The 21162-nt window shown below is 46.5% G+C and carries 10 protein-coding genes; 7 read left to right on the top strand and 3 right to left on the bottom strand.

Going from position 1 to position 21162, the window contains the following annotated elements; all coding sequences use genetic code 11:
* The first annotated feature begins 246 nt into the window (after positions 1-246).
* Together ACFWMP_RS25945 and ACFWMP_RS25940 are read left to right on the top strand one after the other, a co-directional pair.
* On the top strand, positions 247-1209 hold the full coding sequence (locus ACFWMP_RS25945) for an ABC transporter substrate-binding protein (protein WP_379425100.1): 963 nt from the start codon (positions 247-249) through the stop codon (positions 1207-1209).
* 660 nt (positions 1210-1869) lie between these two features.
* Positions 1870-8736: a glycoside hydrolase family 3 N-terminal domain-containing protein gene (locus ACFWMP_RS25940; protein WP_379425098.1), complete on the top strand. Its 6867-nt coding sequence runs from the start codon at positions 1870-1872 to the stop codon at positions 8734-8736.
* A 73-nt stretch (positions 8737-8809) separates the two neighbouring features.
* Here the strand turns inward: ACFWMP_RS25940 and asd are convergent, their stop codons facing one another.
* The gene (gene asd, locus ACFWMP_RS25935) at positions 8810-9601 is read right to left on the bottom strand and encodes an archaetidylserine decarboxylase (protein ID WP_042191516.1); all 792 of its coding nucleotides are present in this window, start codon (positions 9599-9601) and stop codon (positions 8810-8812) included.
* Positions 9602-9687: 86 nt separating this feature from the next.
* Positions 9688-10782: a YheC/YheD family endospore coat-associated protein gene (locus tag ACFWMP_RS25930; RefSeq protein ID WP_339243404.1), complete on the bottom strand. Its 1095-nt coding sequence runs from the start codon at positions 10780-10782 to the stop codon at positions 9688-9690.
* A gap of 239 nt (positions 10783-11021) precedes the next feature.
* Here ACFWMP_RS25930 and ACFWMP_RS25925 point away from each other — a divergent pair, with 239 nt between their 5' ends.
* The 5 genes from ACFWMP_RS25925 to ACFWMP_RS25905 all read left to right on the top strand — a co-directional run bounded on the left by ACFWMP_RS25925 (position 11022) and on the right by ACFWMP_RS25905 (position 19970).
* Positions 11022-16427, top strand: a complete 5406-nt coding sequence (locus ACFWMP_RS25925) for a WIAG-tail domain (protein WP_379425095.1) — start codon at positions 11022-11024, stop codon at positions 16425-16427.
* A 207-nt stretch (positions 16428-16634) separates the two neighbouring features.
* On the top strand, positions 16635-17477 hold the full coding sequence (locus ACFWMP_RS25920) for a glycosyltransferase family 2 protein (protein WP_379425093.1): 843 nt from the start codon (positions 16635-16637) through the stop codon (positions 17475-17477).
* Entirely contained in the window at positions 17474-18457 is a 984-nt protein-coding gene (locus ACFWMP_RS25915) for a glycosyltransferase family 2 protein (protein ID WP_143764120.1), read from the top strand. Before ACFWMP_RS25920 ends, ACFWMP_RS25915 begins: the two co-directional genes overlap by 4 nt.
* On the top strand, positions 18454-19191 hold the full coding sequence (locus tag ACFWMP_RS25910) for a glycosyltransferase family 2 protein (protein ID WP_339266983.1): 738 nt from the start codon (positions 18454-18456) through the stop codon (positions 19189-19191). Before ACFWMP_RS25915 ends, ACFWMP_RS25910 begins: the two co-directional genes overlap by 4 nt.
* Positions 19192-19238: 47 nt before the next feature.
* The gene (locus tag ACFWMP_RS25905; RefSeq protein ID WP_042191506.1) at positions 19239-19970 is read left to right on the top strand and encodes a sugar phosphate nucleotidyltransferase; all 732 of its coding nucleotides are present in this window, start codon (positions 19239-19241) and stop codon (positions 19968-19970) included.
* Positions 19971-20148: 178 nt separating this feature from the next.
* Here the strand turns inward: ACFWMP_RS25905 and ACFWMP_RS25900 are convergent, their stop codons facing one another.
* On the bottom strand, positions 20149-21027 hold the full coding sequence (locus ACFWMP_RS25900) for an AraC family transcriptional regulator (protein WP_379425090.1): 879 nt from the start codon (positions 21025-21027) through the stop codon (positions 20149-20151).
* Between the last annotated feature and the right edge of the window lie 135 nt (positions 21028-21162).

Raw genomic sequence — 21162 nt, 5'->3', positions numbered from 1 at the left:
AACAGATGTAAAGAGAGCATATAATGACTTGAAAAGATTAAGGGACAGCCATGGGGCTGTCCTTTTATTTTTAGTGTGTAGTAGGTGTCCAAAAGGTACATGCAGTAGATGTTAACGCATTCTCCATTGCCAAGAATAGAATAATATTATATAGTTGCATTGATAATGATTATCAGTATCATTATATATTATGTCGATTGGAGTGAATTTATTTTGTTTAGATCTCCAAAAACTTACCTATTGCTTGTGTTTACTTTGGTTATAACGTTACTGCTAGCAGCTTGCGGACAAGCAGTTGAGCATACTACCTCCTCAGTAGACGGGACAGAGAGTGCCGTATCTTCATCAAACAGCAATGACTCATCCAGCGAAGTGGACATGGTTACATATCAAGCAAGTAACGGAGATATTCAAGTACCCAGACATCCGAAGCGGATTGTCGATTTAACCTCCTTCGACACAGGATACTTCTTGGCGTTAGGTATCAAACCGGTTGGTGTTATGAATGGTGTCTTAAACAGTCCCTACTTTGAAGGAATGCTGGAAGGCGTTCAAGGCCTTGGAGATGAACCATCTCTTGAACACATTTTAGAGCTGAACCCTGATCTTATTGTTGTATTCTCCGGAATGGAAGGACTCGACAAGCTGGCCGAAATAGCGCCAGTAGTAGCCATTCAATACGGTGCAAAAACTATCAGAGAACAAATGCTTGATTTCGGTACATTAACGGGGAAAGAAGCCGAAGCTAAAGCTTGGGTGGAACAATGGAACAAAAAAATCAAAGAATTGAAGCCTCAGGTGTTAGCAACTGTAGGTGACAAAACCGTTTCTATCCTAAATCCGTTTTCCGGTGGTCTATTCGTATTCGGTCACAGCTACGGGCGCGGTGGAGAAATTATTTATAATGAATTTGGTCTGAAAGCACCTCCTGAAGCGCAGAAAGAAGCTATAGACAGCGGCACTGGTTGGGCAACAATCTCCCTTGAGAAGCTGCCTCAATTTGCTGGAGATATTGTATTCACATGCCCATGGGCTGGCGATACGAGTGATCCGAAAATCGTCTATGACAACCCCTTATGGAAGCATCTTCCTGCCGTAAAAACAGGCAACGTATTCCAACTGGACCCAACCGCTGATACATATAGTGATCCCGTTACGCTTGAAGCGCAGTTAAATTACATTACTGAGAGTCTTTTATCTGCAAAATAATTCTACTTCAACGAAAGTCCACGAGCTTGCATTTGGTTTTTATAGCAGGGAGAATCGGCATTGAGCGATGCTGATTCTCCCTGCTATTTTTAATGTAGTTGTTTTGGCTCCATCTTAACTTCGGTTTATAAGTTTAGCTATCGGCCGAGTGAGTCTTTTTAGTTATTTTGAAAAACTTAAATTCTGTGATACATGAGTATATTCAATAAATCTATGAGGATTTTCTATGTTAGGATGATATTTCTGATGATAGTATTCAATGTAAGTTTAAAAAGTAAAGGAGGAATTAATGAACATTTTCGCACGTTTTAATTTGTAAGTATGAGTTAGGAGAATTATGCGAAAAATCTAAACCGGTTTAGATTTAATCAGTAACACACTTGATGCTTGAATAAGCCTTACTCCACAGCGGCTAGCGCTCTTAGAGAATAACTCCTTCCTGAAAGTAAAATCATCCTATCGGTTTATGAAGCAAACGTTTATGCATTAGAAATTTTTAATTGAAAACTCGCTCTTTACGATGACCCATTATCCTAAGCTGTACCTTAATCGAAAGGAATGGTGATAAGTATGAGGAAAAATTGTAATCGCTTACTTAAAATATTATTCTGCTGCATTCTGATAACCTCAATCATAACGCCTAGTACCAGTTCTCCCGTTTTGGCTAAGGTTCTCCCGGGATTAGCGGATGTGTCCAGAGAAGTGGCCGCTGAAGGTATTGTGCTGCTGCAAAATCCGGAGTATAAACCAGCAGGATCACAAGTAAATGAGAATGAACAAGTGCTCCCTATCAAGATGAGTGAAAATGTATCGGTATTTGGCCGCATACAAGCGCATTATTACAAGTCAGGCACAGGATCTGGCGGTGCGGTAAGAGTAGATTATGTGAATGGGATTCTGGAAGGTCTTCGGAACAATCCCAGTCTCAAGTTAAATGAAGATCTGGCGAAGGTTTATGCCGACTGGATCAAAAAGAATCCTTTCAACAATGGCGGTGGTGGCTGGGCAGCAGAGCCATGGTCACAGGCAGAAATGCCTTTAACCGATGAAATTGTGGATGCAGCAAAAGCAAAAACGGATACAGCTGTGGTCATCATCGGCAGAACAGCCGGTGAAGATAAAGATAATACGGACGTCAAGGGTGCCTATAAGCTGACAGACCTTGAAGTAGACATGCTCAACCGGGTCTATGCCAAATTCGACCGAGTGGCCATCGTATTGAACGTAGCCAACGTTATCGATATGTCATGGGCTAAAAACTATCCCAAAGCTGCTATTTTGTACACATGGCAAGGGGGGATGGAAGGCGGTAGCGCAGTAGCCGATGTACTGACCGGAGATGTTACGCCAAGCGGAAAATTGAGCGATACGATTGCAGCTACACTTGCTGACTATCCTTCTACTGCACATTTTGGCAGCAAAACTGAGAATTCTTATAGTGAGGATATTTATGTAGGCTACCGCTATTTTGAGACCTTTGCTCCGGATAAGGTGCTCTATCCATTTGGGTACGGACTGTCCTATACCAATTTCAAGATCACGACTGATAATGTCAACGCTGGTGAGAATGAGGTTGCAGTGACTGTAACTGTTCAGAATACAGGTAAGGTGGAAGGCAAAGAAGTTGTACAGATTTATTACGGTGCACCACAAGGTAAACTTGGCAAGCCGGCCAAGGAGCTTGCTGCTTTTGCTAAGACCCGGCTGTTACAGCCTGGGGAATCACAGTCGATCACCATCACATATGACACCAAAGATATGGCCTCATATGATGATAGTGGAATTACAGGTCATGATTCATCTTATGTTCTAGAAGCTGGTGACTATAATATTTACGTAGGCAACAGTGTAAGTGACAGCGAAAAGCAAGGAGTATACAGCCTTAATGCTTTGAAGGTTGTAGAAACCTTGCAGGAAGCGCTCGCGCCAACTAAGGAATTTGATCGTATCAAACCAGGACAACCGAATGAAAATGGTACTTTTACCACTGTCACTGAAAAGGTACCGACACGGACTACCGACTTGGATGAAAGAATCAAGCAAAATCTTCCTGCATCCATTCCACAAACTGGGGACAAGGGTTATACCTTATTGGATGTATACAATCAGAAAGTGACTATGGATCAGTTCATTGCACAATTGTCCAACAACGATCTGGGGGCCATTATTTTAGGGGAAGGGATGTCTAGCCCTAAAGTTACTGCCGGAACCGCTGCGGCTTTTGGTGGTGTCACTAAAAATCTGCTGAAATTCGGACTCCCTATCGACAGTGCTGCCGACGGTCCTTCAGGAATCCGGATGGAGACCAATGCAGAGAAGGCAACCAGTATCCCGAACGGGACGATGCTTGCCTGTACGTGGAACACCGAGCTGAATGAAAGATTGTTCGATCTTCTCGGTAAAGAAATGCTGATTAACAATATCGATACGCTGCTTGGACCGGGAATCAATATCCACAGAAGTCCCCTGAACGGAAGAAACTTTGAGTATTTTTCAGAGGATCCGTTACTGACAGGCATCATGGCTGCTGCGCAGACAAGAGGTCTTCAGAAGAACGGTACATCGCCTACTATTAAGCATTTCGCAGCGAACAATCAGGAAACGGATAGACATCTTGTGAATGCACTTGTCTCTGAAAGAGCGCTTCGCGAGATTTATTTGAAAGGTTATGAAATGGCAGTAAAGAGTGGAAAGACGCGTTCAGTGATGACGTCCTATGGTCCGGTAAACGGAACTTGGGCTTCCAGTAACTATGATCTGAATACGACCATTCTCCGCGGAGAGTGGGGATTTGACGGGATTGTCATGACAGACTGGTGGGCGAAGATGAGTGAGGATCAGGGCTTCTATGCCACTACCAATCGTTATGATGAAACCAACGGCAAAGCCATGGTCCGTGCCCAAAATGACCTTTACATGGTAATTCCGAACGATTATGCAGAAACGCATAAAAATCGGAATAACAGTACCTTTAATACGATGACATCGCTTGCTAACGGCAGTCTGACCCTGGGAGAATTGCAGCGTTCTGCCAAGAATATCACGAGCTTTTTGATGAAATCTCCAGCCTTTGCAAGAACGGCAAAGATTGATTATGTGGTCAATTATACGCCGGGAAGAGATTGGTTCCGGGTGAATACGGACAAATCAGGAGATCCACAGCTCTCTGATATTACGGTTGGCGGCAAAAAGATCAAAATATTTAATCCATTGAAACTCGACTATAAAGCCTTTGGTGAAACGACTGAAACTAGCAGCTATCCTGAAGTCAAAGCTACGGCGATAGCTGGTGTAGACGTAAGTATACGACAAGCCGATAAAGATAGACCGGCTGCTGTAATTACTGCTTCGGCCGGAGGAGAGAAACGGATCTACAAGGTTATTTTCTCTTCGGAGGAAGGCTTGGAACCGATTTTTGAGAATCCGACCTATGCTTATTTAAAGAATATCTCGATTGATGGTAAGCCGCTTGAGGGGTTTGCACAGACTAGGTTCAGTTATGATGTAGGTCTCAGTAACGGGGCTACTTTACCTGAAGTTACGTTTGAAACGAATGATGGTGTAAAAGCAACGGCCAACGTAGATCTCATCAATAAAAGAGTGACGATCAAATGTATCAGCTCCGATCAGGCGAATTCCTATGTGATACAGTTTGGTACGACACCACAGAGCGATGAGTTCGATAGTACAAATCTAAGCAACTTCTGGACGATTAATAAAGAGACTGCTACCAATACAGAAAACAACAAAAATTGGTCTTTGAGCACTGCTCTCGGCAATTTGAGAATCATCGCTGAAAGAGGCGACTTCTGGAGTGATCATGCAGATTTGAAGAACTATTTCCAGCAGGAGGCCTTCGGCAACTGGGAAGCAACAGTGAAAATTAATATGAGCAAAGCGCCAAATCAAAATTATAACGGCGTCGGCATCACGGCTTCACAGGATAACAATAACTATATCTGGGTGAAGTATGAATACAGTAGCGGCAAGATCATCGGTATGACCAAAGAAACCGGAGGTACGGAGCCTGTTACCATCGGACAACTGTCTGCCAGTCAGCTCACCAGTATTTTTGGAGAAAAGAAAGAGCTGTATTTACGTTTGAAAAAAATAGGCAACAGCTATTCCGGTTATGTCAGCGCTGACGGCAAGGAATATATTTCACTTGGCAGTACAACTGCGAATTATGCCAATCCGAAGTTTGGATTACTTGCATCTAATGGAAGTCAGAATCTTACAGATCCATTTGTTGTTGATTTTGATTATGTCAGAATCAACAGTGATGTAGCTTTGGCAGTAAAGAAGATTGGGAAAAATACTAAATTGAAGGTAGCTGAGACGGAATTTGCCTCCATTACTCCGATAATCACGCCAGTAAGCAGTAATGACGTAGACGGTGGATTATGCTACACCAACACAAGTAAGGGAGAAGCCATCTCCTATAAGGTAAATGTAGAGAAAGAAGGCATGTACAAAGTCACATCACGAATTCGCTCTAGCCAATCGGATGTCGCCCAAATGTCCTTTGGCATCTATGATGGCGATAAGCTACTGGGTACCTTCGACCTCACCACGACTAAAGGGGTATGGAAAACCTTTAGAATTCCTGATATTCAGCTGTCGGCGGGCGAGCATACCCTTAGAATTGTATTTGAGAGTGCTGGTATTGACCTGAACTGGCTAACCTTCCAGCTGAAGCAGGACAATGTAGACACATCGGTGTTAGATGCGGATATCAAGGCTGCTCAAAATATCGATATGAATGCATACACAGCTTACAAAAAGCTCAAATTCAACGCTGTGCTGGATGAGGTTAAGGCTGTTCTTGCTGAGCCGATTAACGACGAGGTTGTTGCAGAAGCCATAGCTTCCTTGAAAGCGGCTATAACAGATTTGAGCATATCGTCTATGCCAATCAATATTGCTCCGAGAGAAACGCTGAAAGTAGAGAACGGTATTAGAATCTATCCTTATAATGCACCATGGATTTATGCAACGAATACCCAGTTCAGATTCGAAAGTGGTACGGACGCCATGAGTTATGTCAATTCTAATGACCTTGTTTATTTCGGTCAGGTTGACTTAACTAATCTTGTGGAAGTAAGAGTGCAGTATGCCCGTGAAGGCGGATCGTCTCCATCTTTTAAATTCTATACAGAGGCTGACAATACGGGTAAACCAGTTAAAAGAGCTACTACACAAGGAAGAGCATACGCTGATGCTTACAGCGGCGGAGGTTCTTTTGAACTTGGTAATGAATTTGCAAGCATTAGTTTTGCTCAGAAAGCAGGCGCTGCTTGGGGGAATTATGGAATGGCAAGCACTAAACAAACGCCTGGAAATTCTTACATTGATCATTATTTGACAGCGGAAACCTTCCTAGACAGAACCAAAGTGACTGGAAAACAAAATGTGTATATGATTTTTAACGGATTAAATGCAAATTTACAATATGTTGAACTCATTTATGCTGATCCGATTGAAGTCACCTTCGATCAGAATTATCTGGACTCACCGGCTCCTATCAAAGTAACCGCATTTAAAGGTGAAGCATTAAGCACCTTACCTCGGGTACCGGAACGTGAAGGCTACATTTTTGCTGGCTGGTTTGATAATAAAGAAGGGACTGGTAATGCATTAACCGTAGAAACGGTAATGAACATAAGCACGGTGTATTATGCCAAATGGACAGAAGATCCCCATGCTAAAGAAATTATATCGATTGTTCAGCCGCAACTGCTGAGTGTGCCGTTCGGAACTGCTGCAGGAGAATTGAATTTACCAGCTACAGTGGAAGCTACATTGGGCAACAAAAGGGTAATTCACTTGCCTGTACAATGGGATAGTAAAGATTTCAACGGTGGAAAAGCGGGGAGTTATACGCTGGCAGGTAGCTTTGAGCTTCCTGAGGGGGTATTGAATAGTACCCATCAAACTGTTTCTATTACAGTGGTTGTACTGCCAGAAGGCACTAAACCTATCCAGATTACTAAAGTTGAGAAGCTGGAGGGCAAAAATGTTGAATTTGGCACCGCTTTTGATAAGTTGGAATTGCCGTCTTCAGCTACAGTAACGCTTGATACGTATGAGCAGAAGGAACTTGTTGTTAAATGGAGCCCTGCTGGTTATAACGGCAATGTGGAAGGATCATACGTGCTGATCGGTACTATGGTATTAGAAGAAGGAATGATCAACCCTAATGATCTGAAAGCTTCCATCACCATTCAGGTAATGCCCGAAGTGATTCGTGTCGCTGAGATTGTCACAGTGCAGGATTTGGAAAGTAAGAGCGTTCCATTCGGCACTCCATTTAATGGATTGAAGCTACCATCATCGGTCATAGCTACTTTGAACAACGGTGAGACAAAGGCGATATCCATCGATTGGAATAGTGAAGGATACAATAGCGATAAGCAAGGAGCTTATATGCTGAAAGGAACGCTAGTACCTCTGGAAGGCGTCAGCAATCCCAAAGACCTGAAGGCATCCATTACGATCGAAGTACTGGCGGAGGTCATTACGATACCGGAAATCACGGCAGTGCAAGCACTAGCAAGTAAAAGCGTTGCTTATGGTACCAGCTTTGACGCACTGGAGCTACCTGCTTCAGTATCAGTAACCTTGAATACCGGGATGAATAAGGTCGTATCTGTTCAGTGGAACAAGGAAGGCTATAACGGTAATACGGAAGGAACGTACACCATCAAGGGGGATCTGATCTTCCCTGAGGGTATAGCTAATCCACTTGGCCTGAAGGTACAGATCTCTGTGATCGTTAAACCTTACAGCGGTGGAGCTGGTGGTCAACCAAGTACACCAACACCGACTACCCCAGCGGTACCTTCAGTACCATCGATTCCTGGAGAAGTCGTAAAACCTGGAGAACAGCAGCCTCAGCCTCCAAAAACAGATGGAAAAACGAAGACACCGGAGCTAATCAGACAAGAGCTTAAGAATAAGTTTAAAGATGCTACTCTAATTCCTAGCTGGGCAGAATCTGCGATTGCAGCGCTGGTGGAGAGAAATATTATCGGCGGACGCACAGACGGAAGCTTTGATCCAAGTGGGAAGGTAAACCGTGCCGAGTTTGTTGCCATGGTAGTAAAAAGCTTCAACTTTAGCATGGGCGAGAATCAAAAGCAGTTTACTGACGTTCTGAAAGATGCTTGGTATCAAAACTATGTTGAGATTGGGACTTCTAATCAACTGATCAATGGTATCGGTAATGGTATGTTTGCTCCTAATAGCAGCATTAGCCGTCAGGACCTGTGTGTAATTCTATTTAATGCATTGAAGAAACTGAATGTTGAATTGCCGCAAGCGACTAACCATGACTTCCCAGATGATGCTTCTATTGCGGGTTATGCTAAAGAAGCGGTCTATGCCTTCAAAGATCTTGGTATAGTAAATGGAGGCAGCGGTGGAAAAATGGATCCGACAGCTTCGGCCTCAAGAGCTGAAGCAGCTGTGATCATCAACAATGTACTGGATTACTATGCTAGCGTAACAAGCTCTAAAGTGAAATAAACAAAACAAGGGTATCCCGGCGCCGATTTTCAATCGGTTAGGGATACCCTTATTTTGTTATTTCGTAGCTTTACTAAAGCGGCCGATGTAGCGTCCCCAGCAATTCCCCCATCTTTACCTTCGTGTTGACCTCAAGCTTGGGTCTCGGGGTAAAAGTACCGCTCTCCATAAGCAGTACTACAGTGGAGCCGAACTCGAAATAGGCTAGATCATCGCCGATTTGCCACTCGGTAGCGTTAGCATCCGTATACCCGATGCTGCTGACGTTCATCGCGCCTACCTTTACTACTGCGGTTTCTCCGTAGTCTCCGGCGATATACGTGATAAGACGTTCATTGCGATTCAGTACGCCCTTCATATGTCGCATGCCGAAATCGTTGACAGGATAGGCTCGTCCACGAATATGATCACTCTCAACCTTATGTCCAGTAAGGGGAGAGTGAATCCGGTGATAATCCGTAGGACTTAGATAAAGGACGAAGAAAAAACCTCTCTTGTATAGCTCCAGATGCGGAGAATGATTTAGTAGATCCTCGATCTTATAATCCTGCCCTTTTACATTCATAATCGTACCAGAGGAAATGTCACCCATAGCAGTAATCATTGCATCTACGGGACTAACTAAAGCGTCAGCATCGGTTGCAATAGGCCGCATGCCAGGCTTCAGCCGGCGGCTGAAAAACTCATTAAGAGTGAGATATTCTCCAGGATTCTTCTCCGCTTGGGCGGAGGGGATTTGATAAGTCTTAATAAATACCGGGATTAGAAAACGGCTGAGTCTACTATGAGAAAAAGACCCCATTAACCGTGAAAGCCATCGGTGCGAGGATAGCTCGGTCATTAGCCGCAGCAATTGTTTTACCATGCCCATCTCCCTTCCATAATACAGCAGTACGGTCGTATGTGGCCGCCATCTGCTCTGCATTATATTGACATAGAATAGGAGACAAATCAATAACTGTTATATATGAGGCTGTTCTTTTCTAGTAAAAAACGTGCGTATCCCATAGGTCTTCGGTAACTCTCCTTCCAAATCTCCGTAAGGCCGGCTTTGTGAAATCCATAGCGTTGGTCGCGGCCATTGCATTCTATGAAGAAGATGCGACCATCCTTTGTAATGCCTATATCCAGTCCGATATCGGCCAGCCCTGGAAGGTCTTGCTCGAGACAACGAGCTATAACAAGGCTAAGTGTTTCGACAGCTATACGGATATGGGCCGCTATTCCTCTAGAGAAGGCTTTTTCCAGCGCAAAGGAAGAGCTTAACGCTTCTCCTCCACGGGCTATATTAGAGACAAACCCCCCAGGGGGTGCTAGTTTAGCAAAGAGACCGGTAACCTGCCAATCGCCTCCCCAGCCGCGTTGAACGGTGACGCGTAAATCAAAGGGACGTCCTCCAATCTCAGCAAGGGGAATACGCTCCTGCACGAGATAAGGGACAGAGGCAAGGCGTGCCCGGAGCATTTTTGGCAGCGCTCCCTGATATACGGGAGTGCTTATCCAGCGCCGCATGGAGGGGGAGAGATAATTTAAGCTCCAGTGCTGAGGCCCTTTACGAACCAGTCGCATGACCCCATTCCCAATGCTTCCACGGCAAGGTTTAAGAATAAGATCGGGGTAACGATTCATCATTTGTTTGAGTCCAGATACGCCAGTTGTTGCTGGCAAAACCTCACGCAGCTCTTCATGCTGCTCAAGCAGTTCATGGATCTCATCCTTGCCGTATCGATTGCAAGTATTGTACACCAAAGGATGGTGCCGCAGCAGACGTTGCATTCCTGGGCTATTCTGGCTGTATATGGCTCGGTTATGGATGACAGTTGGCGTAGGAACTACTACGCTTTTATATCCATGAGATCCCTTTATATAGGCGGCGCTGAAGCCTGAGTCTGTATCGATGTCCGCGAGCTTCAGAAAGCAGGGAACTAGGCCGTATGCAGCGGCCGCCTCTTCATAGTTGGATAGAGACTCCTGTCCTGTTTTTAGCCGGGGAACGCCCCGGTGCATATCGGCATTTAGTAGTATTCCAACGAGCTTATGCCCCATGTTTGTTCCTCCTGTTTCTTCGGTCACGTGATTCCCGCTTTTACTACTCTTGTCATTGTATGTTTGTACCCGCATGTCAGGGTGGACGAATGCGCGGCGGCAGAAGCCTTTTTTTAAATATAAGAAAGTATAAATTTCATCAGAATCTTATTAAGGGCTTATCGCAAAAGGGTGTCATCAGCCTATACCGCTGCATATGATGCCTAGGAGAAACAATAGATGGAAGGAGGAGACTGCTTGTGAGGGGTTCCAAAAAAAAGCAGCCGCGCAGTCCACAAAAACGACTCTACTATGTAGATAATCCCAATATAAAGGAACTGAGCATGCTGGAAAGCAAAGGCAGTTCTAAGGATTCGGGGAGCAGCAATGACGGAGTCAGTAAAGCAGAGCTCGCTGATGTTCAGGTAAGTGGAGGAGCAATCGCTGAAGTCGTTCAAGAGGAATCAATTTTCGTACCAGTTCTGCAACCAGAGCCAGAGCCTATAGTGGAAGAGCAGCTTCAGAAACAGGCGGATAATCTTCCTGAGACGATTTGGTTCGCTCCTGAAAAAGAGCGGTTCCAGCCCGTTTATACAGATGATCTATCGGATGCAGCAGTTACAGGAGCTAAAATCGCTCCACGTACCATTGACGGTTCTAAGCTGAAGTTCGGCATTATTGGTACACCATGGTTGCAAGATTACGCTGTACAGAGCATCAATATCGCGGACAAGGCAGTTACTTCTTCGAAAATCGCGCCTGAATCCATTGTGGGTGAACATTTAGCTGAAGGAAGCGTAAGTGGCGGTAAACTGCTGGATCATTCCATCAGTGGAGAGAAGCTGAAGAACGGTAGTATTAGTCCAGAGAAGCTGGCTGATCGGATTATCGGCGGCGGTCAAATTGCGGATAAATCAATTGAGAGCCGTCATTTGAGCGATCTGATTATTACGGCTGATCTACTGGAAGATGGAGCGGTTACTGGTGAGAAAATAGGAAGCAGCAGCATCACAGGCCGCCACATCGCAAACGGGAGTATAGACCGTTCCAAGCTAGCTGATGCAGCGGTATCTGGCGATATAATAGCCGATGGTGAAATCAGCAGCTCCAAACTGGCTGATGCTGTGATTGAGGGTCGCCATCTTAGCGATGCTTTGATAACCGCTAGACATTTGGCTCCGGGAGCGATCGGACCAGGGCAGCTTGCCAGCAAGCTGATCGGCAAGGAGCAGCTCCAGTCGGGTGTAATCGAAGGCGCACATGTAGCGGATGGTGCTATTGGTTCCAAGCAGCTAGGTGCAGAAGTAGTGAGAAGCATCCATCTAAGTGCAGAAAGCGTACACGGTTCCCATATCAGCGACGGGGAAATAACGAGTCGCCATCTAGCTGACCGAAGTATCTCCTTTTTAAAGCTAACAGAGGGTGCGGTAGGTACTGCACAGCTGGTTGAGCAAGCGGTCACCTCATCGAAAATCGCTGATCAAAGCATACTCGCACATAAGCTAGCAGATGAAGCTGTAACCACCAGACATATTGCCAAATCCGCCATACGCGGACCGCAAATTGCTATGCAAGCTGTTTCCTCTAATCATCTGGAACGTGAGGCTGTGAACCACTCCCATTTAGCTTCGGAAGCGGTAGGCTCGGAGCAGCTTATGGATGAAGCTGTTCATACGGAACATCTATCCTCTGGTGCTGTTACTGGAGAAAAGCTGGCCTCAGAGTCTGTGGGTGCGGAGCACCTGCGTCCACAGAGCGTTACTTCCGCCAAGTTAGCGGACGGAGTGGTGAGCTCGGCTAAACTAGCAGCAGGATCGGTCATTGGAAGTACGATTGCTCGTGAAGTGGTAAGTGGTGAGCATATCGCTTTTTGTGCAGTGGAGGAGAAACATCTAGCAGATGCCAGCGTGAGCGGTCGTGCCTTGCAGGATGCTGTAGTGGATAAAGATCATCTTGCCACTGGAGCTGTGGAACGGAGACATCTCGGTGAAAATAGTGTGACTACTGCTGCGATTCAGTCCGGCTCGGTTTCGGGAGATAAGCTGGCTTCTGCTGCGGTGAGAGAGATTCATTTGGCCGCTGGGGCAGTGCAGCCACATCATCTGGCAGATCATGTGGTGACATCGTTAAAGCTGTCCCCGGAAAGTGTATCGACGGATAAGATTAGTGATTTATCGGTCACATCGGCTAAGCTTGCTGATGGAAGTGTGGATTCCAGTAAATTAGCAGTGTCGGCAGTTCAGGCAGAGCATTTATCTGTGAATGCAGTTCATTCAAAATCCATTAGCGATAGTGCGGTTCAGAGCAGACATATGAATCCGGGAAGTATCGGCGGGGCGCATATCCGGCCGTTGTCCATCGGAAATGGTCATATCATTCCTAATTCCATCTCTTCGATTCAAATACAGGAGGGCAGCATTAGCGGGTCTAAGCTGGCCAAAGGGGCTGTGGATTCCCAGCATCTTTCACCGGGCAGTGTAGACGGAAGCCATCTATGCATGGATACGATTGAAGGACGTCATATCGGGCATGGTGAGATCAAGCTGGCTCATCTAGCTGAAGATGCACGTAGCTCCGACTTGCTGCCAGAGGGCAGTATTACCGGGGAGAAGCTGGCGGAAGAATCCGTAGATTCTATTCATCTTGTACCTGCAAGTGTAGACGGAACTCATCTGAGACTGGGTGCAGTAGAAGGTCGTCACATTCAGCATGGTGAGATCACACTAGCTCATTTGGCAGAAGAAACGTTTAGCTCTGAGCTACTGCCTAACGGTAGTATTACCGGCGAGAAGCTCGCTGAGGAATCCGTAGGTTCTATTCATCTCATGGCCGGAAGCGTAGATGGCAGTCATCTGAGCTCGGATATAGTGAAGGGACGTCATATTGGGCACGGTGAAATCACCTTAGCTCATCTAGCCAAAGATGCACGTAGTGCAGACTTGCTCCCAGATGGCAGTATTACTAGAGAAAAGCTGGCGGACGAATCTGTGAATTCAAGTCATTTAATACCTGGAAGTGTGAATGGCAGTCATCTGGCTCCAGATACAATAGAAGGACGTCATATCGGGTACAGTGAGATTACGCTGGCTCATCTAGCCAAAGATGCACGTAGCGCAGACTTGCTTCCAGACGGTAGCATTACCCGAGAAAAGCTGGCGGACGAATCTGTGAATTCAAATCACCTAATACCTGGAAGTGTGGATGGCAGTCATCTGAGTCCGGACGCAGTGGAAGGCCGTCATATCCGAAATGGTGAAATCACCTTAGCTCATTTGGCAAAAGAAACACGCAGCTCTGAATTATTACCAGACGGTAGTATCACCAGTGAGAAGCTGGCCGTAGAATCCGTAGATTCAAATCATCTAGTACCAAGAAGTGTAGATGGCAGTCATTTGAGCCCAGGTGCAGTTGAAGGACGTCATATCCGAAATGGTGAGATTACGCTGGCTCATTTGGCAGAAGAAACGCGCAGCTCAGAATTGCTGCCGGACGGTAGCATTACCGGTGAGAAGCTGGCAGAAGAATCCGTAGATTCAAATCATCTAGTACCAGGAAGTGTAGATGGCAGTCATTTGAGTCCAGACGCAGTGGAAGGCCGTCATATCCGAAATGGTGAGATTACGTTAGCTCATTTGGCAAAAGAAACACGTAGCTCTGAATTGCTGCCGGACGGTAGCATTACCGGTGAGAAGCTGGCAGAAGAATCCGTTAGTTCTATTCATCTTGAACCTGGAAGTGTAGGGAGTAGTCATCTGAGTTGGGGTGCAGTAGAAGGCCATCATATCGGGTATGGTGAGATTACAATGGCTCATCTAGCACCAGAGACACGCAGCTCAGAATTACTGCCGGACGGCAGCATTACCGGTGAGAAGCTGGCAGAAGAATCCGTAGATTCAAACCATCTGGCACCAGGAAGTGTAGATGGCAGTCATTTGAGCTCAGGTGCAGTAGAACGACGTCATATCGGGTATGGTGAGATTACCCTGGCTCATCTAGCACCAGAAACACGCAGCTCCGATTTCCTGCCGGATGGTAGCATTACCGGTGAGAAGCTAGCAGAAGAATCCGTAGATTCAAACCATCTGGCACCAGGAAGTGTAGAGGGCAGTCATTTGAGCTCAGGTGCAGTAGAACGACGTCATATCGGGTACGGTGAGATTACCCTGGCTCATCTAGCATCAGAGACACGTAGCTCCGAATTGCTGCCAGATGGTAGCATTACCGGTGAGAAGCTGGCAGAAGAATCCGTAGATTCAAACCATCTGGCACCAGGAAGTGTAGATGGCAGTCATTTGAGCCTCGGTGCAGTAGAAGGACGCCATATCCGTTACGGTGAGATTACCCTAGCTCATCTAGCATCAGAGACACGTAGCTCCGAATTTCTGCCAGATGGTAGCATTACCGGTGAGAAGCTGGCAGAAGAATCTGTAGATTCAAACCATCTGGCACCAGGAAGCGTAGATGGCAGTCATTTGAGCCTCGGTGCAGTAGAAGGCCGCCATATCCGTTACGGTGAGATCACACTAGCTCATCTAGCATCAGAGACACGTAGCTCGGATTTCCTGGCAGACGGCAGCATTCCCGGTAAAAAGCTTGAGGGTGGATCCATCTCTGCTTTCCACTTGGCTCCAGGTAGCGTGTATGGGGGGCATTTAGCGGGTGGTACGATAGATAGCCGCCATATCCGGCAAGGAAGTATTAACCTGAATCATCTGGCGGAAGAGGTCTTTAGCGCAGATCTTTTGCCGGATGGCAGTATCACAGGTGAGAAATTGGAGGGTGGATCTATCCAATCATTCCACCTGGCTCCTGGTAGCGTCTATGGCGGTCATTTGGCAGGGGATACGGTAGATAGTCGCCACATTAGATCTAACAGCATTACCCTAAAGCATCTGGCAGAGGAGGTTCGTAGCTCCGAACTGTTGCCGGAAGGTAGCATTACCGAAGAAAAACTGGCCGAAGGTTCAGTGAATGCTTCACATTTACAGCCATGGAGTGTGTACGGAGAGCATCTTGCTGACCAGATCGTGGCAGATCGGCATTTGCAGCCCGGTATCATCAAACTGGAGCATCTTGCGGATGAAACACGCAGCTCTGCATTGCTTCCTGATGCTAGCATCGATGGAGTAAAGCTGAAGGCAGGAAGTATTGAGTCCTCTCATCTGGCTGATGGTTCGGTAGGGACGACAGAGCTTCAAGATGAATCGGTGGTGGCTTCCAAAATCTCTTCCTTCGCTATTCAAGCCCGTCATCTAGAGGAAGAAAGCGTTCAGGATTATCATATTGCTCCTGGTGCAGTAAACGGTGCTCATTTGGCAGTGAATTCTGTAAATGCTGAACATCTATCCTTCAGTCCGATTCAGACTGCAGGTAAGCGAGAAGCGCTTCAGCAGTTTGGAATGACAGCATTCATGTTCAATGGGGATGCTGAGAGTGTGGAAGTGACCGTATCGTTCGATGAGAACTTTGGTCATACCGGTTATGTGCTCGTCGCCATGACGAATCAACCTTACTTCTATGCTTCCTTAAAGAGCAGAGCCAATGGAGATGCAGTGATACAAGTGGTGCGCTTGCGCGAAACTCCGCATTTCTATGGGGTCATCTCTTGGATTGCTATCGGCGCTCCATTAGCCAGACCGGCAGTGGATGATCGTGTGTTTGATTAATTCGCAATGATGATGTACAAAATGCTAAGCGCAGCCGATGGCTGCGCTTTTTGTTGTGTTGTCCTCCTAGCAATTAAGAGGGTGAGTACATTTGTCCTGTTTTCCACATGACAGGAGACAAAGGCCGTTACCCTGTTCGGCGTAGTACATAAACTGTGATGTAACCCTCAGCCTGACGAGTAGGCTCTGTAAGGAAGGTGGATGAGCATGAAGCCCAAACGTACTTCTGCCCGCCGCACGGGACGGCGGGTCTCTCGGATCAAACGGCGGACTTCACGCCCAGTGCGGCAAGTCGCCGCAATCCCTATCGTTAACCATCCAAATCCCTATGTTTCGGTTATTATTCCGGCCATGAACGAAGCGAAGACCATTGCGGGAGTGATATCCGGAGCTAGAAGGGTCCATCCGCGCTGCGAGGTTATTGTAATCGTCAACGGATCAGCCGATCAAACGGCAGAAATTGCCCTTTCGCTTGGTGCGCATGTTATTTCCTATGAGTTGCCGCTGGGACACGACGCTGGTCGCAGTGTCGGAGCAGAGGTAGCTAAGGGAGAGGTTCTCTTGTTTACCGATGGAGATTTAGTGATTCCTGCCTCGGGGCTACGTCCTTTCGTCACCGCCATTAGTGGTGGCGCAGACATAGCGCTTAATGATTATTCCGGACCGGTAAGGAGACTTTCGCCCCATCCGGTGGTGCTGTCCAAACATGCACTTAATATTTTACTTGGCCGTCCAGATCTAAAAGGATGTTCGATGACGGCGGTTCCGCACGCAATTAGCCGAAGAGCACTTGAAATCTTAGGGAGTCAATCATTATCTCGTCCCCCTCTGGCACATGCTCAGGCAGTTCTGAATGGTTTACGTGTGGTAGCTGCTCACAAAGTACATGTAGGGAAACTGAATGCGGTCAGACGTAAGGAAGATGGCACAGATCCTTTGCAGCAGTTGATTACAGCAGATCATATGGAGGCTGTATCCCTCTTGCTTGAACACCGGGGAAACAGGGCGGGGTTCACCGATGGAACCCGGCGCAGAGAGATGGTGAGATGATGGTTGCTCTGTTACAAGTGTCTGGTAGCTCTGCCGTTCGACGAGGAACAGCAACTCGTACGGTAAAGAAACGTTCAGCATCTAGTCAGGCCAAAACAACACTGGCACCCCGCCAAAGGGTAGCGAATCGTTCGGTAAAAAGAGGCATCCCTACCGCTCGGCCACCGATTCTGTCTCGGCAATCCAAGGTAGGTCGCGAGGTGCTGAATTTACCGAGCTTACGTGGGACCTTGTCAGTTATTATCTCCGCGCGTAACGAGGAGCAGACCTTGGGACGTCTGCTGCAACAGGTATCGCGGTTGGGACCTACTGAAATTATCGTCGTGCTTAACGGTTGCAGCGATAGCAGCTTTCCCATTTCCAGACAACATCGTCAAGCTATAGTTGTGCATTGTCCGGAGTCAGTTGGACATGATGTAGGGCGGGCTATTGGTGCGAAGCTGAGTCGAGGAGATATTCTGCTCTTCCTGGACGGAGATATGGTTATCCCTGCATCTCAGCTCGGATTATTCACAGCTGCTGTAGATGGTGGAATTGACGTGGCTCTTAATGATTTGGATCCACTGATGCCTTCTTTTGGATTATGCGATGATGTTACTCGCAGCAAGCTGTTTCTGAATTATGCTCTTGGACGGTACGATCTCGGAGTTAGCTCTATGACGGCTGTCCCTCACGCGCTTTCCCGGAGAGCACTTGAGACTATAGGCTACCGTGAATTAATAGTTCCTCCTAAAGCCCAAGCTCGTTCTGTATTAGAGAAGCTAAGGGTGGAGAAAGTTGGAACGGTGAATGTGATTAAGCATAATCGGCTGCGTCAAGCGAACATAGGCGCTGGAAATGCTGTGGAGAAACTGATCATAGGGGATCACGCAGAGGCTCTCCTTGAGGTGCTTTCCCGTCGAGATGATGGGGGCCTACTTAATAGCGAAACGCAGCGTGAATACCGCAGACAAGTAGCTGCTTGGAGGAACCGGATATGACGATGACTAGTATTATTATTCCGACCTACAACGCGTTGCCACTGCTGCGGTCCTGCGTGGAATCGATACGTGCTTATACTCCACTGCCTTACGAGATCATCGTTGTAGATAATGCTTCATCAGATGGAACGGATGCCTATTGCCGCGCGAATCGTATAACGTTTATTTCGTTGCCTGAGAATCGAGGCTTTCCATCCGCCTGCAATTTGGGTCTACTGCTAGCATCAGGGGATGAATTGTTACTGCTGAATAATGATGTGGTGGTTTCCCATAGATGGTTAACTAATCTGAAGAGATCGCTATATAGTGCTCCTGAAGTTGGTATTGTTGGGCCAGTGACAAACTATGCGAGTGGACGTCAACAGGTGAAGACTGATTATGAAAGTCTGTTAGATTTTCATAAGGCTGCAGAGATAACTAACCGTTCCAATCCTCAAAAATGGTTGGAGACTAACCGTTTGGTAGGATTATGTTTTTTATTCAAAAGAGAGCTACTTACTTCCGTAGGTCTGTTGGATGAGAGATACTCACCTGGACATTACGAGGATGATGACTATTGTTATCGTGCCAGGCTAAAGGGATACCGGTTGCTCATCGCAGGGGATTGCCTTGTACACCATGAAGGAAGTGCGAGCTTCAAGCAGGTATATCACACCGGGCTGCAGGAGCTGGTGGAACGAAATCGTAAGCTCTTTATGAACAAATGGAATGTGGATCCAACGAGTTTCATATAAAGTGCAGATCCGAAGGCAAAGGACTTAGATAAAGAGGAGGAAAGTAAGTGAAAGGAGTCATACTGGCGGGCGGAACAGGATCCAGACTTCAACCGCTGACCCGGCTTATGAACAAACATTTGCTTCCGGTCGGCAAATATCCTATGGTCTGTTACGGCATAGATCGGCTTCGCCGGGGAGGGATTACCGACATTCTTCTGGTCATCAGCAAGCAATCTGCTGGTCTGTATACGGATTTTTTAGGCAGCGGTGCAGCATTTGGTGTATCTCTGACTTATAAGATTCAGGAAGCTGCTGGAGGTATTGCAGAGGCTCTCGATTTAGCAGAAGGATTCATTTTCCCTGGGGAACGGTTTGTCGTATTGCTTGGTGATAATCTGTTTATGGATGATCTGACACCTTACGTGGAGAGCTATCTCCGGCAGCCTGAAGGTACAGCGAAGGTATTGCTGAAGCCGGTGGACGACGCACGTAGATACGGTGTTCCCGTGTTCGATAGTCAAGATTCCGCATGGATTGCTTATATCGAAGAGAAACCCGAGCATCCCAAGACCAAATTTTGCGTAACAGGTATTTATATGTACGATGAAGCTGTGTTTGACATCATCCGCCAAGTATCCCCTTCCAAGAGGGGGGAGCTGGAGATTACCGATGTAAATAATATATATGCTGCTAACCGCAGGCTCAGCTATGATGTTCTCAAGGATTGGTGGAGCGATGCGGGGACGTTTCAGTCTCTCCGGGAGGCGGGAGAGAAGCTGAAGGATGCACTGCCATAAGTGGCAGCCGGTAACGTGGAGTGGCCGGCCTTGGTCGGGCACTCCTTTTTTATAAACTATAAGAAAGTATATCTTTCAACATACTTTGCTTATATTTCTACGAGATACGGGGGTCGTCCTTATGGACGGCTCCCGTTTTTTCTTGATTGGCGCAGCAGTCCGGACGAAGGACCTGATCTCAAGCTTGCGTAGAGATATTATCTTCATCAACCCGGTTCTGTTTGCGGTATTTGAGCGGTGAGGTTCCGGTCATGGTTTTAAATACTCTTCCAAAATGGGTCAGGTTACCAAATCCTGCACGCTCAGCGATTTCCGAAACGGTTAATTTGGAGTCCTGCAGCAGAGAGCGGGCTTCTTTCAGGCGGGTGTTATTTACATATTCGCTGAAAGTAAAACCGGTTGTGTCCTTGAACGTTCGGCTTAAATGGGAGGTGCTTATGGAGAACCTGTCCGATATGTATTCCAGAGACAGAGGCTCAGCGAAGTTACCGTTGATGAAATGGATGATTTGGGAAATTTTCTTATGGGTCCGGTTCGTTTCTACAAAATGCTCGTTTTGATCCAGAAGCTTTTTTCGTTGGATGAAGATCAGCAGCTCCATCAACAGGATTTTCCGATAGTAGTCGAAATTTGGAGGTCTCTTGGTGTCTTCATGAATCAATTTGCTAAAAAGATTCTCGACAAAGATCTGGTCGTTGCCGCTTAACTTGATCGCATTTGATCTGGAGTGAAAGCAGGAGAAGAGGTCGCATGGAAGAGGGCTGTCCGCAAAAAAGTCGCGAAGGAACTCCCTTTTAAACAATAAAGTAACTCTTTCGTACATCGTATCATTTACATTAATCAGTCTGTGCAGGTCATTAGCGTTAATGAACAATAAAACCCCGCTGACGATTTGAAAGGTTCGGTCTTCTATAAAATAGTACAGCTCTCCAGACACTAAGTAGAGAATTTCATAAGCATCGTGATAATGATTTGAAGGTATACTTGAGACATTTTTTTTCTCTCGGCTAATGTGAAAGGGATCAGACTTATAGAAGTTGATTTCCAGGGGTGTCATCTCCAATCCGGCGGGAATGATCCTCGCAGAAACATGATCCATACCTGAATCAATCGTATCACGTTCATTGACCTGTTGAACAGGATAGAAATTAAATAGCGGTAAAAGTAGAAAATCATTAACAATAACAAAATA

This window comes from Paenibacillus sp. NPDC058367 (assembly GCF_042723305.1).
Classification (GTDB): domain Bacteria; phylum Bacillota; class Bacilli; order Paenibacillales; family Paenibacillaceae; genus Paenibacillus_AQ.
The sequence above is the reverse complement of the archived record's forward strand: the minus strand, read 5'-3'. Positions and strand labels throughout refer to the sequence as shown.